This window comes from Saccharomonospora marina XMU15 (genome assembly GCF_000244955.1).
GTDB lineage: Bacteria > Actinomycetota > Actinomycetes > Mycobacteriales > Pseudonocardiaceae > Saccharomonospora_A > Saccharomonospora_A marina.
Genome location: NZ_CM001439.1, coordinates 5757814 through 5772426, shown reverse-complemented (window position 1 = coordinate 5772426; position 14613 = coordinate 5757814). Strand labels below are relative to the sequence as shown.

General features: G+C 70.3%; 17 protein-coding genes and 1 pseudogene. 15 read left to right on the top strand and 3 right to left on the bottom strand.

Annotated features, from left to right (window positions below):
• From SACMADRAFT_RS30625 to SACMADRAFT_RS27360, 7 genes and pseudogenes are all read left to right on the top strand, one after another.
• A pseudogene (locus tag SACMADRAFT_RS30625) lies at window positions 1–654 on the top strand (PPE domain-containing protein); the annotation flags it as partial.
• Window positions 651–1427 (top strand): ESX secretion-associated protein EspG, encoded by a 777-nt coding sequence (locus SACMADRAFT_RS27385; RefSeq protein ID WP_009157084.1) that lies wholly within the window; start codon window positions 651–653, stop codon window positions 1425–1427. The pseudogene SACMADRAFT_RS30625 and the gene SACMADRAFT_RS27385, both read left to right, overlap by 4 nt.
• Window positions 1428–1515: 88 nt before the next feature.
• The gene (locus SACMADRAFT_RS27380; RefSeq protein WP_009157083.1) at window positions 1516–1827 is read left to right on the top strand and encodes a hypothetical protein; all 312 of its coding nucleotides are present in this window, start codon (window positions 1516–1518) and stop codon (window positions 1825–1827) included.
• Window positions 1827–2948 carry a WXG100 family type VII secretion target gene (locus tag SACMADRAFT_RS27375; protein ID WP_009157082.1) on the top strand — a complete coding sequence of 374 codons (1122 nt, stop codon included), beginning with the start codon at window positions 1827–1829 and terminating at the stop codon, window positions 2946–2948. The genes SACMADRAFT_RS27380 and SACMADRAFT_RS27375 overlap by 1 nt, the downstream gene beginning before the upstream one ends.
• A 38-nt stretch (window positions 2949–2986) precedes the next feature.
• Window positions 2987–4150, top strand: coding sequence for a pyridoxal phosphate-dependent aminotransferase (locus SACMADRAFT_RS27370; protein ID WP_009157081.1), 1164 nt, complete (start codon window positions 2987–2989; stop codon window positions 4148–4150).
• 121 nt (window positions 4151–4271) lie between these two features.
• Complete coding sequence (locus SACMADRAFT_RS27365; protein ID WP_009157080.1) at window positions 4272–4457, top strand: hypothetical protein; 186 nt, start codon at window positions 4272–4274, stop codon at window positions 4455–4457.
• Window positions 4458–4470: 13 nt separating this feature from the next.
• The gene (locus SACMADRAFT_RS27360) at window positions 4471–4821 is read left to right on the top strand and encodes a DoxX family protein (RefSeq protein ID WP_009157079.1); all 351 of its coding nucleotides are present in this window, start codon (window positions 4471–4473) and stop codon (window positions 4819–4821) included.
• A 13-nt stretch (window positions 4822–4834) separates the two neighbouring features.
• Here SACMADRAFT_RS27360 and SACMADRAFT_RS27355 read toward each other — a convergent pair whose 3' ends face one another.
• Together SACMADRAFT_RS27355 and SACMADRAFT_RS27350 are read right to left on the bottom strand one after the other, a co-directional pair.
• Window positions 4835–5416 carry an HAD-IA family hydrolase gene (locus SACMADRAFT_RS27355; RefSeq protein ID WP_009157078.1) on the bottom strand — a complete coding sequence of 194 codons (582 nt, stop codon included), beginning with the start codon at window positions 5414–5416 and terminating at the stop codon, window positions 4835–4837.
• Window positions 5413–6378, bottom strand: coding sequence for a threonine aldolase family protein (locus tag SACMADRAFT_RS27350; RefSeq protein WP_157617518.1), 966 nt, complete (start codon window positions 6376–6378; stop codon window positions 5413–5415). The genes SACMADRAFT_RS27355 and SACMADRAFT_RS27350 overlap by 4 nt, the downstream gene beginning before the upstream one ends.
• A gap of 200 nt (window positions 6379–6578) precedes the next feature.
• Here SACMADRAFT_RS27350 and SACMADRAFT_RS27345 point away from each other — a divergent pair, with 200 nt between their 5' ends.
• From SACMADRAFT_RS27345 to SACMADRAFT_RS27320, 6 genes are all read left to right on the top strand, one after another.
• Window positions 6579–7094 (top strand): SigE family RNA polymerase sigma factor, encoded by a 516-nt coding sequence (locus SACMADRAFT_RS27345; protein WP_009157076.1) that lies wholly within the window; start codon window positions 6579–6581, stop codon window positions 7092–7094.
• Window positions 7081–7767 carry a hypothetical protein gene (locus SACMADRAFT_RS27340; RefSeq protein ID WP_009157075.1) on the top strand — a complete coding sequence of 229 codons (687 nt, stop codon included), beginning with the start codon at window positions 7081–7083 and terminating at the stop codon, window positions 7765–7767. The genes SACMADRAFT_RS27345 and SACMADRAFT_RS27340 overlap by 14 nt, the downstream gene beginning before the upstream one ends.
• Window positions 7768–7829: 62 nt before the next feature.
• Window positions 7830–8411, top strand: a complete 582-nt coding sequence (locus SACMADRAFT_RS27335) for a TetR/AcrR family transcriptional regulator (RefSeq protein WP_009157074.1) — start codon at window positions 7830–7832, stop codon at window positions 8409–8411.
• Window positions 8412–8475: 64 nt separating this feature from the next.
• The gene (gene purB / locus SACMADRAFT_RS27330; RefSeq protein WP_009157073.1) at window positions 8476–9909 is read left to right on the top strand and encodes an adenylosuccinate lyase; all 1434 of its coding nucleotides are present in this window, start codon (window positions 8476–8478) and stop codon (window positions 9907–9909) included.
• A 10-nt stretch (window positions 9910–9919) separates the two neighbouring features.
• Entirely contained in the window at window positions 9920–10837 is a 918-nt protein-coding gene (locus SACMADRAFT_RS27325; protein WP_009157072.1) for a sulfite exporter TauE/SafE family protein, read from the top strand.
• 76 nt (window positions 10838–10913) lie between these two features.
• Window positions 10914–11645, top strand: a complete 732-nt coding sequence (locus tag SACMADRAFT_RS27320; RefSeq protein WP_009157071.1) for a DUF2334 domain-containing protein — start codon at window positions 10914–10916, stop codon at window positions 11643–11645.
• Here the strand turns inward: SACMADRAFT_RS27320 and SACMADRAFT_RS27315 are convergent.
• Window positions 11567–12202, bottom strand: a complete 636-nt coding sequence (locus tag SACMADRAFT_RS27315) for an MBL fold metallo-hydrolase (RefSeq protein ID WP_009157070.1) — start codon at window positions 12200–12202, stop codon at window positions 11567–11569. The two genes, SACMADRAFT_RS27320 and SACMADRAFT_RS27315, sit on opposite strands and share 79 nt — an antisense overlap.
• A gap of 59 nt (window positions 12203–12261) precedes the next feature.
• On the opposite strand from SACMADRAFT_RS27315, the gene SACMADRAFT_RS27310 reads away from it, so the two are divergent.
• Window positions 12262–13734: an aldehyde dehydrogenase family protein gene (locus tag SACMADRAFT_RS27310; protein WP_009157069.1), complete on the top strand. Its 1473-nt coding sequence runs from the start codon at window positions 12262–12264 to the stop codon at window positions 13732–13734.
• A gap of 155 nt (window positions 13735–13889) precedes the next feature.
• Entirely contained in the window at window positions 13890–14519 is a 630-nt protein-coding gene (locus tag SACMADRAFT_RS27305; RefSeq protein WP_009157068.1) for a hypothetical protein, read from the top strand.
• The last annotated feature ends 94 nt before the right edge of the window (window positions 14520–14613 follow it).

The window sequence follows — 14613 nt, the reverse complement described above, 5'->3', positions numbered from 1 at the left end:
GGGCGCGAGCGTCCCCCGGAACGCGCAGGCGGGCAACTCGGCGCGGGTCTTTCCGGTGCCGGGCAGCAGCCGGGGCGCGTTGGCGCTGCGCCGGGCGCGATCCCGCCCGCGGCGGGGATCGTCGGCAAGCCGGGTGCTCCCGGCGCCGGATCACCGGGTGAACAGCAGCAGGAGCCGCTACCCAAGGGAAAGTCGTTCGGCGCGGCACCACAACCGCCCGGTCTGCAGCAGGGTGGGTTGAGTGGTGCCACGACGGCGGGTTCGGCCCCACGGCCCGGTGTGTCGGCGAACGACATCGGCGCGGGGGCCGCCGCGATCGGCGCCGGTGGTGTGGCGGGGGCGCTGAGCGGGGAGGGCGAGCGCAGGGGACGTGGTGTCGGGCGCAGCGCGCCAGGCGCGGCACGCTCGCCGCACCAGCTCGCGATCGGTGACCTCCCTGAGGAGGAGTCCAGGGCGCAGCGCCATGCCGAACGGCTCAACCCCGATCAGGGCGAGCGCACGACGGGTTTCCTGGAACGGGCGGGTGCGGCGCAGGGGCAGGCAGGCGACGCGCAGGTTCGGCGGTACGGCGTGGACGACAGCGACCTGTTCGGCGACGAGCGCATGGTGGCGCCCGACCTGATCGGCGACGACGACGCGGACGGGCGCCTGTGAGCACACCGGCGGGTGGCAACGTCGTGCTGTCGGCCCTGGAGTTCGACGTGTTGTGGCAGGCACAGCGGTTGCCGCGGCGGCACGTGGCGCTCGACGTTGCCAGCCCTGGGGTCACGCACGCCGAACGCGCACGGCTGGTTGAGCAGGCGTGGGAGTCGCTCGCGGGGCGCGGGCTGGCGCGTGGTCGCGAACCGTCGGTGGAACTGGCCGACATGCTCGGTCTGCTCGCCAACCCGAAGGTCGCCGTCGACGTCTGGGTGTGGGTCGAAAGGCAGATCTGCGGACTCGCGGCGGGCTCGGGTCGCCAAGCCCTGCTCGGGGTTGTCGACGGCGGCGAGGTGTGGCTCATTCCGGTGCGTGACGGCGGGCTCGCGGAGGCGGCGGTGTCCGTGGCGGGTGAGTTGGCGCCCGGTATCGGCCGCTCGGTGAGCGTGCCGCACGACGTGCTGGTCGAGGCCGATGCCGAGGCCAAAGGTGACGCGAAGGCACTGGTCACAGCCCTCGAGGATCGTGGCGTCGCGCTGTGGGAGGCGCAGGAACTGGCGGGAATGCTGCTGAACACCCTCACCAGGGGCCAGTTCGGTGCGCAGCGGCTCGGCAGGGACGGCCGCACCAGGCGTGCGGGCAGGGTGATCGCGTTCCACGACACCGACGCCGGGCGGTACCTGTTCCAGGTTCGGCCGGGTGAAGACGGCAGGAACTGGGCGACGGTGACGCCGTCGGACAACGTGCTGCTCGCCGAGCGCGTAAGGGAACTGCTCGACGAGGTCTGAACATGCCCACCGGGAGCAAGGAACCACCGGGGTGGAGTGGACGTCGTATCGGCGCCAGCCGAAGTGGTGCGAAGGGGAGGATCAGACGGTGCCGGTGTACGACGCCGAGTCGATGAACATCACGGCGGGCCGGATCGATCGCGTCGCCGAGGACTTCCGCAGGTCGAAGGCGGCCATGCGGGGTGTGGAGGGGGAAAGCCCGTTCGGTGACGTGGAGGACGCCGACAACCCTGAGCAGGTGTCGGCGACACTTCACTCGTTCACCACGGGAATGCGGGCGGAGTTCGAGGCTGCGGCCTCCCTGGCATCGGCGGCGGGCGCGGCGGTGCGCGACGCGGTGCGTGCCATGACCGAAACCGACACCGTCGCCGCCGAAAACCTGACCCTTCGGGACATGTGATGACCGGTGCGGGAATACCGGCCGAGTGGGCCGATGTGGAGCGTGCCGCCGCCAGGGTGGACAAAGTGGACCCCGGCCGGATCCAGGAGGTCGCGCGGCAGTTCGACGAGGCGTCGAGGAACACGGGGGACCACACGGCGGCACTTACCGGCGCGGCGGCGCCGCTTCGGGACGGCGGCGTATGGGAAGGCCCCGCTGCCGAGGCGTTCTTCGACTACGTCGCCAAGGTGGCCAACGCGGGGAACAAGGTCAGGGACAAACTGGACGAGGTCGCCGTGGAGCTGACCTCGCTGCAGGAGACGCTGGCGAATACCAAACGCCAGATCGAGAGCATCAAGCACGACGCGAGGCGCGGCATCGACGACCGCAACAACGAGGCGCAGCGGCGGGCCGACGCCGCCGAGGCGCAGCTGCGCGCCTATCGCGAGGGCGATCGCGACGCACCGCCTTCACCGACGGCGGAGGAGATCATCCGCGCCGCGGGCGAGGCCAACAGCACCACGGCGAGCCAGGCCGCACGCCGCATCGAGGACCTGCTGGGCCAGTCGGGCGAGGCGATCAGGCGGGCGCAGGAGCTGATGAAGACCCAGGTGTCCGGCGGCTTCTCCACCGTCTCACCTCCCGGTTCCGCCGACTCACCGCTGGAGTCCACATCGGGTGGCGGCGCGGGCGGCGGTGGCGGTTCCGGTGGCGGTTCCGGCTCCGGCGGCGGGCTCGCCGGGCTCGGTCCCAGCGGCGGTCCCCCTTCGAGCGGGCCTCCGCCGGGCAACGTCGAGCAGTGGATCCGCGAGGCGATCGAGATCCTGCGTGCCAACGGCATCCCGGTCACCGAGGACAACATCGACGAGATCTGGACGATCATCGAGAAGGAGTCGGGCGGGAACCCGCACGCGCTCAACGACTGGGACTCCAACGCGGCGAAGGGAACCCCCTCCAAGGGGCTGATGCAGTGCATCGACCCGACCTTCGACGCCTACAAGCTGCCCGGACACGGCGACATCTGGAACCCCGTCGACAACATCGTCGCGGGCGTGCGCTACACCTTCGACCGCTACGGTGGTTTCGAGGGACACCCCGGGTTGAAGTCGATGGCGGCGGGCGGCGGCTACCAGGGCTACTGACCGGCCCTGCTGCCGATGGGAGCACCTAAGGTGGCGGCATGGTCGAGTTCGCCCCGTTCCCTGGCCCTTCCCACCGCAGCGACGTCGCTCCGTTCCACGTCATGGAGGTGCTCTCAGCCGCGCAGGCGCGGCAGCGCAGTCACGGAGACGTCGTCTCGTTGTGTGCGGGGCAGCCAACGGCGGGGGCTCCGTCCCCGGTCATCGAGGCCGCGCAGCGGGCGTTGCGCGAGGGCGACCTCGGCTACACCGTCCAGTTGGGAATCCCCCGGTTGCGCGAGGCGATCGCCGGGCACTACGAACGGTCCTACTCGCTGGAGGTGAGTGAGGCCGACGTCATCGTCACCACCGGCTCCTCCGGCGGTTTCCTGCTGGCGTTCCTGGCCGCGTTCGACGTGGGAGATCGGGTGGCGATGGCCCGGCCCGGCTACCCGGCCTACCGCAACCTGCTGTCGGCGCTCGGTTGCGAGGTGGTCGAGTTCGCGGTCGGCGAGGACACGCGGTTCCAGCCCACCACCGAACTGCTCGACGAACTCGGTGACATCAAGGGCCTCGTGGTGGCAAGCCCGAGCAACCCGACCGGCACGGTACTGCCACCCGGTGAGCTGGCCGCCATCGCGGGCTGGTGCTCGGCGCGCGGTGTGCAGCTGATCAGCGACGAGATCTACCACGGCATCTCCTACGAGTCCGAGGTCGGCTGCGCGTGGCAGACTTCGAACGAGGCGATCGTGCTCGGCTCGTTCTCCAAGTACTTCGCGATGACCGGCTGGCGGCTCGGCTGGATGCTCGTGCCGCAGCGGCTGCACCGTGCGGTGGATGTGCTCACCGGCAACTTCAACATCTGCCCTCCCGCGCTCGCCCAGCACGCTGCGATCGCGGCGTTCACGCAGGAGTCCTACGCAGAACTCGACGGCAACGTCGCCCGCTACCGGGGCAACCGCGACGTGTTGCTCAGCGGGCTGGCCGGGATCGGCCTGGACCGGGTGGCGCCGGTGGACGGCGCGTTCTACGCCTATGTCGACGTTTCGGCACACACCGACGACAGCCTCAGCTGGTGCCAGCGGCTGCTCGCCGACACCGGAGTGGCCATTACACCGGGAATCGACTTCGATCCGGTGAACGGTGGACGTTTCGTGCGGTTCTCCTTCGCGGGGTCGCAGGCCGAGGTGGCCGAGGGGGTTCGCAGGTTGGGCGGCTGGCTGTGACCTGTTCAGGGGGAACCCCGAGTTCTCCCTGAACGTTGACCTGGTATGGCGCCAGCCGCGCCCAACCCGTGCCACGCTGGAGTCAGCGAAGGGTTACACGCGACAGCAGCGGAGGAAGCACATGTTCTGGAAGATTGTCGGGGGTCTGCTCCTGGCGTGGGTCGCGTTCATGGTGATCGGTTCCGTCATCGGCTTTCTCGTGGAGGCGGTGTTCTGGATCGCGTTGATCGCGGGGGCCGCGTTCCTCGGCACGGCGGCGTACGGCGCTATCAAGGGTGGCGGCAAGAACAAGCAGATCCGTTCCTGATCGACCGGCGAGCATGTCGATCGTCGTCGGGGTGCTCTCGCTGCTGCTGACGATCGCGTTCGTTGGCGCGGGCGGCGCCCGGCTGGCCGGGGCGAAGCCGATGCGGGCCTACTCCGAGCACCTCGGTCTTTCGGCAGGCGTGAGCAGGGCGATCGGCGCGCTCGAACTCGCGGCCGCGGCAGGTCTGATCGCGGGCCTGTGGGTGCGCCCCGCCGGTTTGGCCGCTTCGATCGGGCTGGTGTTCCTACTGGTCGCGACCGTGGCAAGGCACGTGAGGGCAGGTGATCCCCCGGCTCTGGCCGCGCCGCCCGCCGCACTTGGGGTGCTCGCGGTTGCCAACGCGGTGCTGCTGGGACTGGTCTGAGCAGGCCGCGACGCTACAGCAGCGCGTGCGCCGCTTCGGCGCCCTGCCAGATGTGGGCGCGCAGCCCGGCCGCGCGGGCTGCCGCCACGTTGGCTTCGCGATCGTCGAGGAACACGCACTCGCCGGGGTCGCAGTCCAGCCGGGACAGCAACAACTCGAAGATCTCGGCGTCGGGTTTGGCCATCCTCAACTCGCCCGAGAACAACCGAACCCGGAAGTGCTGTGCCCACGGTTGGCGTCCGGCGAACCGGGCGAACGATGCGGGCGCGTTCGACAGCAGGGCCAGCGGCGAGCCCGCCGCAGAAAGTGTCCGCAGCAGCCGCACACTGCTCGGTTCGACTCTCGACCAGCCCTGGATGTCGATGCGCGTCAGTTCCATGACCGTCGGCTCGTCGACGTCCACACCGACGGTGTCGCCGACCGCCTGCCAGTAGTCGGTGTCGGAGGCGCCCCGGTCGTAGGCGTCACGGTGGGCCCAGTACGCGCGCCGGAAATCCTCCTCCGACACGTTCAGCCGCCGCGCCAGCACCGGCAACGCCGTTGTGCGCGAGCACAGCACCTCCCCGTAGTCGAAGACGACCCATCGACCGGTCACCGGTCGCCCTCCTTGATCCGCCGCAGTACCTCGTCCACGTCTGCTGCCGTCACGTCCCGGTGCAGCACGAACCGGACCTTGCCCGCCATCGGCAGTGCGAGCACGCCGCGTTCGCGCAGTGATTCGAGCGTGAGCCGCACGTCGGGCACGGCGGCCAGCACGATGTTGGTCTGCGGCTCGCCGACGCTCCAGCCGAGTTCGGCGAGTCCGGTGGCCAGTGCGGTGGCCTTCTCGTGGTCCTCGGCGAGCTCACCGACACGGTCGAGCGCCACGAGACAGGCGGCGGCGAGCACGCCGCCCTGCCTGACCCCGCCACCGAGCATCTGCCGCACGCGCCTTGCTTCGTCCACGAACTCGGCGCTGCCCGCCACGACCGAACCCACGGGGGCGCCGAGTCCCTTGCTGAAACAGGCCGACACGGTGTCAACGCCGACGGTGAGTGCGGCGGGCGGTAGCCCGAGCGCGGCCGCCGCGTTCCACAGCCGTGCACCGTCGAGGTGCACGTTCAGTCCCACGTCCCTGGCCGCCGCAACCAGTTGCGCGTGCTCGTCCGGCGGTGTGATGGCGCCGCCCGCGGCGTTGTGGGTGTTCTCCAGGCACAGCAGCGTTGTCCTGAGCACGTAGTAGGGGCCCGATCTGGTGCCCGCGGCCGCCCGCACCGCCGCGGGTGTGGGTCTGCCCGGTCCCGCGTCGTGTTCGAGCGGCTCGGGCATCCCGCCCGCGAGCCAGGCGGCCGAGCCCAGTTCGTTCGTCAACACGTGAGCGCCGCGTGTGGCGAGGAAGCGGTCGCCTCGGCGCAGGTGCACGCTGAGCGCGATGAGGTTGGCCATCGTGCCGCTGGGCGTCCACAGTGCCGAGGCTGTCGCGAGCACGTCCGCGGCGCGTTCCTCCAACTCGCGGATGGTGGGGTCGGTGTCGATGACGTTGTCGCCGACCTCCGCCCGCGCCATCGCCGCACGCATCGCGTCATCGGGCCGCGTGATGGTGTCCGAACGGAGGTCGATGGGCGGAAGCGTTCCCAAGGTCACAGCTCGATCACATCACACGGTTAGTTGATCTCACAACAGGCACCGGGCAGGCGCCGTGTTGTGGACTCGTGCAACCTTTGGGCGGGGTCGCTCCGTCCTTGAACCAGACAACACAACCGACCGGAGACCATCGCGTGGACCACCGCGACGAGCAGGAGTTCGCGGAGTACTTCGCTGCTAAGCGGGACTCCGTGCGCCGGACCGCGTACATGCTCTGTGGCGATTGGCACCGCGCCGACGATCTCGCGCAGACGGCGTTCGTCGCGCTGCACCGGCGGTGGCGCAAGATCCGCGACCGGGCGGCGACCGACGCCTACCTGCGCAAAACGCTGGTACGGGCGGCGATCGACGAGTCGCGCCGTCCCTGGCGCAGGGAGCGGCAGGCCGAGGAGCTTCCCGAACCACCGGATGTGGACGGTGCGCTGGCCGACCGCGTCGCGACCCGTGAGGACCTGCTCGCGGGTCTGCGGAAGGTTCCGTCCAGGCAGCGGGCGGTGCTCGTGCTGCGGTACTTCGAGGGACTCGACGTCGGCGGGGTCGCCCGGGTTCTCGGGTGCAGCGAGGGAAACGTGAAGAGCCAGACCGCGCGGGGGCTGGCGAACCTGCGCGAGGCGCTCGGAGAGGAGGTGGACACGCGTGGACGAGGGTGAGCTGCGGCAACTGTTCCGCGAGGCGCCGGGCGAGCCGCCCGAACCGACCTTCACCGCGCAGGACGTGGTCACCGCCTCGCGCAGGACGGCAGCCAGGCGGCGCACGGCCGTCGCGGGAGTGGCCGCCGCCGTCGTGCTGGTCGCCGGGGTCGGCGGCGGCTTGGGTGTGCTCCTCGGCGGCGGCTCGGAAACCGGGACTGTCACCCCCGCGCTCGCGCCGGAACAGGGGCAACCGGGTGATGGCCGGGTACGTCCCCCCAGCATCGAAGGCTTCCCCGGTGTCTCGCCGAAGCAGGGCGGCGAGGCAGGGGAGGACGGCCCTCGGGCCGACAGCACCGGACGGTGCGAACAGGCCGACCGGGAGCTCGCCGCTGCCCTCGCGGGCGAGCTCCCGGTCGGCGCTGCCGAGCAGGCTTCGGCGAGCCCCGTGTGTCCCGCCGGTTCCCGCGCCGCGGCCTACCGCGTCGTGGGGGGGACGGTCTCAGTGGTGCTGGTGGCACCGGGGGTGGCGCCGCAGCTGCCGCAGCAGCCGCAGGGCACGGCGATCGCCGAGCGCGAAACGCTGCACGGTGGCACGTTGCTCGTGGTCAGCAACCCGGCACCGGAATCGACCGCGGCGCCGTTCGCCGACCGGCTGGAACGCGTCGCCGCCGCGCTGGCCACCCGGTTCTGAACCGCCGGCCGCGGCGGGAGCCAACCGGTGAGGGGCTGGCCGGGCTGGCAGACTAGCCGGCCATGACGTCAGCAGCGAGCACGCCGAAGGGCGAGCGGCGGCGGGCCGCGCTTGTCGCCGCCGCGGCACAGCTGCTTGTGGAGGGCGGTTTCGACGCGATCCGGCACCGCGCGGTAGCCGATCGCGCGGGCCTTCCGCTGGCCTCGACCACCTACTACTTCGACTCGCTCGACGACCTGGTGTACGCAGCCATGGAGCACTACGGCCGCTCCGAACTCGCCCGCGGTCGGGAGCGGCTCGCCGGGCTGAGCGTCGAGCAACGTGGCGTGGACACCCTGGTGGAGCTGGTGCTGGACCAGTTGCTCGGCGCCGACCCCGACTACGACGCGGTGCTGCTGCGGTACGAGCGGCTGGTGGGTACCGGCCGCAGGCCATACCTGCGTCCGCTGATGCGCACGCTGGCCGCCGAACTGCGGGAACTGTTGACCGAGAGCTTTGTCAGGTCAGGTGTCGAGGTGGACGCGCGGCGGCTGGAACAGCTCATCGCCTTGGTGGACGGTGCCGTGGTCAACGCCCTCATCGAGGTGGACCCCGACCCGAGGGCGGTCGCCGCCCGGATGCTGCGCGATGCGCTCAGCGATTGAGTATCGAGTTGTGACCACCCCGGTGGCGCGAATGTGACCAGGCAGGCCGGATAGCCTGACGAGCGTGACCGATAAGCCTCGGATACCGAACGTCCTCGCGGGCCGCTACGCCTCGCCCGAGCTGGTGGCGCTGTGGTCACCGGAGCACAAGGTCAGGCTGGAGCGGCAGTTGTGGCTCGCCGTGCTGCGTGCGCAGGCCGAACTGGGCGTGGCCGTGCCCGAGCGGGTGCTCGCCGACTACGAGCGCGTGCTCGACCGCGTCGACCTCGGCTCCGTCGCCGAACGGGAGCGGGTGACGCGCCACGACGTGAAGGCGCGCATCGAGGAGTTCAACGCGCTCGCCGGGCACGAGCACATCCACAAGGGCATGACCTCGCGCGACCTCACCGAGAACGTCGAGCAGTTGCAGGTGCGCCGCTCGCTGGAGCTGGTGCGCGACCGGGTGGTGGCGGTGCTGGCCAGGCTCGGCGCGCTCGCTACCGAACACGCCGACCTGGTGCTGGCAGGCCGCTCGCACAACGTCGCCGCTCAGGCCACCACCCTCGGCAAGCGGTTCGCGACCGTGGCCGACGAGCTGCTGGTCGCCTTCGAGCGGCTGGAGGGGTTGCTCGCCCGCTACCCGTTGCGCGGTGTCAAGGGGCCGGTCGGCACGGCACAGGACATGCTCGACCTGCTCGGCGGTGACCCCGCCGTGCTGGCCGAGCTGGAGCGGCGCGTTGCCGCCCACCTCGGCTTCGAGCGGGTACTGACCAGCGTCGGCCAGATCTACCCCCGGTCGCTGGACTTCGAGGTGGTGTCGGCACTGGCGCAGCTGGCGGCCGCCCCGTCCAATCTGGCCACCACCATCCGGCTCATGGCGGGCCACGAGCTGGTCACCGAGGGATTCCAGCCGGGGCAGGTCGGTTCGTCGGCGATGCCGCACAAGATGAACACCCGCTCCTGCGAGCGGGTCAACGGCCTTGCCGTTGTGCTGCGCGGCCACCTCGCCATGGTGGGAGAGCTCGCGGGCGATCAGTGGAACGAGGGCGACGTGTCCGACTCGGTGGTGCGCAGGGTCGCGCTGCCGGACGCGTTCTTCGCCATCGACGGCCTGCTGGAGACGTTCCTGACCGTGCTGGGCGAGTTCGGTGCGTTCCCGGCCGTCGTCGAGGCCGAGTTGGCCCGCTACCTGCCGTTTCTGGCGACCACGCGGGTGCTCATGGCGGCCGTTCGCGGCGGGGTGGGTAGGGAGACCGCCCACGAGGCGATCAAGGAACACGCCGTGGCGGTCGCGTTGGCGATGCGCGAGCGAGGGCAGGCCGACAACGATCTGCTCGATCGCCTGGCGGCCGACGATCGAATCCCGCTGGAGCGGGCCGAGTTGGCGGAACTGCTCGCCGACCGGCTCTCGTTCACGGGAACGGCACGCACACAAGTCGACGCGGTCGTCGGCAGGGTCGAGGAGATCCTGAAGCGCTACCCCGACGCCGCGGCGTACCAGCCTCGGCCGATCCTGTAGGGCGCACGGCATGGGGGCGCTCCTGCTGTTCGGTTTGGCCGGGTTTCTCGCCCAGTTCGTGGCGGGCGTGCTGGGCATGGGTTACGGGATGACGTCCACGACCATGCTCGTGGCCTTCGGCACCGCTCCCGCGCTCGCGTCGGCCTCGGCTCACTTCGCGCAGGTCGGCACGTCGCTGGCGTCCGGGGTCTCGCACTGGAGGTTTCGCAACGTCGACTGGCGGACGGTGGGAATCCTCGCCGTGCCGGGCGCGGTCGGTGCCGTGGTGGGTGCCTTCCTGCTTGCCTCCTTCTCCGGAGACTTCGCGACCGGATGGATCAGCGTGATCCTGTTCGCGCTGGGGCTCTACGTGCTGGTCAGGTTCGCCTTCCTTCGGCTGGGCAAGCTGATCACGAACAAGCGGCCGGGCGCGCGGTTCCTTGCCCCGCTCGGTTTCGTCGCGGGGTTCATCGACGCGACGGGAGGTGGTGGCTGGGGACCGGTCGCCACCACGACGCTGCTGTCGAGCGGGCGGTTGGCGCCGCGCATGGTGGTGGGTTCGGTCGGCGCGGCGGAATTCGTGGTGACGGTCGCGGCGAGTCTGGCCTTCCTGGCGGCGCTTTCGCTGCACGGGATGAACTTCGTCGTCGTGCTCGGTCTGCTGGTCGGCGGTGTGCTCGCGGCACCCATCGCGGCGTGGCTGGTGCACCGGATGCCGCCGCGACTGCTCGGCACGGCGGCGGGTGGATTGATCATCCTCACCAACGGCTGGCTGTTGCTCGGAGTGCTCGGCTTCTCCGGGCCCGCCGTCGTCGTGGTGTACGCCGGTCTCACGTTGCTGATCGCGACGGCTTTCGTCGCGGCGGTGCGCTCGATGCGCGCGGAGAAGCGGATGAACGCCATGGTCGGCGAGGACGGTTCGGTGCCGAACGAGATCGCGGGTCGCTGAGGTTACCGCTGGTCTTCACCCAGGGCTCACCCGCGCTTTCTCGGGTGGCCACCGCGGCCGTGCCTAATCGTCAAGCGTGGCAGCATCACTGCTGGTGTCGCTGAGCGGTATCGCGGCACGGACGCTGGACGGGTGTGTGGACCTGGCGACCGCGCTGGCCGAGCGTGGCGTGCCGTTGTCGCTGCTGGTGACACCGAACGCCGAGGAAGGGTCTGGGTCGGTGTCGGACTGGGTGCGCGAACGGGTCGCGCAAGGTGACGCGGTGCTGCTGCACGGCTACGACCGGCGGGTGCGCGACGAGTTCGCCGATCTGCCCACGCACGAGGCGCGGCTGAGGCTCATCGCGGCGACCGCGGCGCTTGAGGACACCGGCCTGCGCACGAACGCCTTCGCCGCGCCGGGCAGGCGCGTTTCTGCAGGCACGCTGAACGCGTTGCGGCTGCACGGGTTCGCGGTCTACTCCGACGGCTCGGCCGTGCACGACCTGCGTGGGAATCGCATTCGCAGAGCGAGGCTGCACGGCTTCGGCGGTCGCGGTGGTGCGGGCGAGGCCGCTCGCCGCAACGCTTTCGTGCTCGCTGCCGGGCGGCTGGCGAGGCGAGGCGAGTTGCTGCGTATCGGCGTGCGGGGAGCCGATCTGGGCAGGCCCGCGCGGTGGGCAACCCTGCTCGACGCCGTCGACACGGCACTGGAGTGTGGGGCGGTCGCGGCCACCTACGTCCGGCCTGCTCACACCTCGACCTGCTCGCCGCGGGGCAGCACCCTGACCTCGGTGCCCTCGCCCGCGAGGTTGGTGAACAGGCCGTAGTGCATCTGCGGCCGGGACAGCACGGCCTCGTGGACCGGAACGGCGAGCCTTGGTGCGACGGCACGCAGGAAGTCCACTGCCTCGCCTGCTTTCAGCCAGGGCGCGGCTGTGGGCAGCGCGAGCACGGCCACGTGCTGCTCCGGCACGAAGAAGGCGTCGCCGGGGTGGTAGAAGGCGCCGTGGTCGAACACATAGCCGACGTTGGGCACGACCGGGATGTCGGCGTGGATTCTGGCGTGTTGGCCACCGACGACGGTGACCTGGGTGCCGTCGAGTTCGAAGGCGTCCCCGGACCGTGCCGTGACGGCGTTCAGCCCGAGCTTCTCCGCGAGTTGCACCGTGCCGGGATCGACGATCAGCCTGGCGCCCGGGTTGGCCTCGAGCAGGGCGGGCAGGCGCTCGGTGTCGATGTGGTCGTAGTGCTGATGGGTGATGAGCACGGCGGTCAGGTCGCGCACCGACTCGAATCCCGAGGAGAACGCGCCGGGGTCGAGCAGGATGCGGGCGTCCCCGGTGTCCAGAAGCAGACAGGAGTGTCCGTAATGGGTTAGCTGCACGGTGACCCACTCCTTGTTGACGCATTGCCAGTAACGTGCACTCGTCGTAGGCTGTCGAGATGACCAGCACCGCACGCGCCGTCGAGACGTTCGACTCCCTCAACCCGGCGACGGACGAGGTGGTCGGCACCTACCCGGTGCACACAGACCAGGATGTCACCGAAGCCGTCGAGCGCGCCCGCGCCGCTGCCGCCTGGTGGAACTCACTCGGTTTCGCGGGCCGCGCCGACCGGCTGCGCCAGTGGAAGAGTGTCGTCGCACGACGCATGGAGTCGCTGTGCCAGGTGGTCAGCGAGGAAACCGGTAAGCCGTTCGGCGATGCCCAACTGGAGATCGTGCTCGCCATCGAGCACATCGCATGGGCTGCCCGCAACGCCCGCAAGGTGCTCGGTCCGCAACGACGCTCCCCCGGTCTGCTGCTTTCCAACCAGGCCGCCACGGTCGAGTACCACCCGCTCGGGGTGGTCGGTGTGATCGGGCCGTGGAACTACCCGGTGTTCACACCGCTCGGTTCGGTCAGCTACGCGCTGGCCGCGGGCAACGCCGTGGTGTTCAAGCCCAGCGAGTACACCCCAGGGGTCGGCAAGTGGCTTGTGGACGCCTTCGCCGAGGTCGTGCCCGAGTACCCCGTGCTGCAACTGATCACCGGCTTCGGCGCCACCGGTGCCGCGCTCACGCGGGCCGACATCGACAAGATCGCGTTCACCGGCTCGGCCGCGACGGGCAAGAAGATCATGGCGACCGCCGCCGAGCGGCTCACTCCCGTGATCATCGAAGCCGGCGGCAAGGACCCGCTGCTCGTTGACTCCGACGCCGACCTCGACGCTGCCGCGGAGGCCGCCGTCTGGGGCGCCTTCTCCAACGCCGGGCAGACCTGCGTCGGTGTGGAACGCGTCTACGTGCACCAGCAGGTGTACGACACCTTCGTCTCCAAGGTCGTCCAGCGTGCCAAGCAGGTCAGCCCCGGCAGCGACTACGGCCCGATGACCATGCCCGCGCAGTTGGACGTCGTGCGCAGGCACATCGCCGACGCGCTCGCCAAGGGCGGGCGGGCACTGGTCGGCGGCAAGGACGCCGTCGGTGATCGCTACGTGCAGCCGACCGTGCTGGTGGACGTCCCGGAGGACTCGCAGGCCGTGCGTGAGGAGACGTTCGGCCCCACGATCACCATCGCCAAGGTGGCCGACATGGACGAGGCGATCGAGAAGGCCAACGACTCAAGTTACGGCCTTGGTTCGACGGTGTTCTCCAAGCGGCGTGGCATGGAGTTGGCGCGCAGGCTGCGGACCGGCCAGACGGCCATCAACGCCCCGCTGTCCTTCGCCGGTATCGCGTCGCTGCCGTTCGGCGGCATCGGCGACTCCGGTTTCGGCCGCATCCACGGGCCGGAAGGGCTGCGCGAGTTCGCCCGCCCGAAGGCGATCGCGCGGCAACGGTTCACCACCCCGCTCGTACTGACCACCTTCGCGCGCACCGCCCGCACCGAGGCCCTGGTGAGCAAGCTGATCAAGCGGCTGCACGGCAGGCCCTGACCGCGGGGGCGCCCGGCGAGGCGTCCGGTTGTGGACACCCACCCGCGAGCGGCGGCGTTTCGTCGAGAACCGCTGCCGCGCGGGTGCACCGCGTGCTATGAACGAGCCCAGCGCCCGCGCGCGTGGCGGGGTCGTCCGCGGCACAAGGGGGAACCATGAACCAGCCGAATCCCGGGTGGTACCAGCAGCCCTACCAGCAGCAGCAGCCGTACGGTCAGGCCGCGCCCTACGGTCAGCAACCCGGGTATCCGCAGCAGCACCCGCAGCCCGGCTATCCCGTGCCGCCCGGTTACGGCCCGCCGCAGCGGCAGAGCAAGGCGATGGCCTACATCGCCACGGTGTTCTTCCTGCCCGCGGTGATCTACTCCTACATCGCCGCATTCGTGTCGTGGGACGGCGTAACCAGTGCCGACGCCGACGTCATCGACATCGCGGTGTCTACCATCGGCTTCGTCCTCGCCGACGACATCACCGGCAACATCGACTTCGCGATCTCGGTGACTCTGTCTGTGGCGTCGACGGTCGCGGCCTTGCTCGTCCTGCTCGCCTGCAGGCTCGGCTTCGCGCGCTGGATACTCGCCGTGATCGCCGGGCTCATGGTGGGTTACTACGTCTACGCGATCATCTATCTGCTCTCGAACGAGGCGGGGGATTTCGTCACGCTGCCGATCGTGGCTTTGTTGCTGTGGGCAGTACCACTCGTGGCGGTAGTGCTGCCGCCGGTAGGCAGGGCCATGCGGGGATACCGCCCGTCGCCGTCGGTCGCGCAGGGTCACTGGCGCTGAGCCGAACCGGCGAATCCGGCCCCCGCAGGCAACGTGCGGGAACAGTTGGCCGTCCTTGGTGTGTAGGGACCCGGTGAAGTCGGGTCTGATGGGG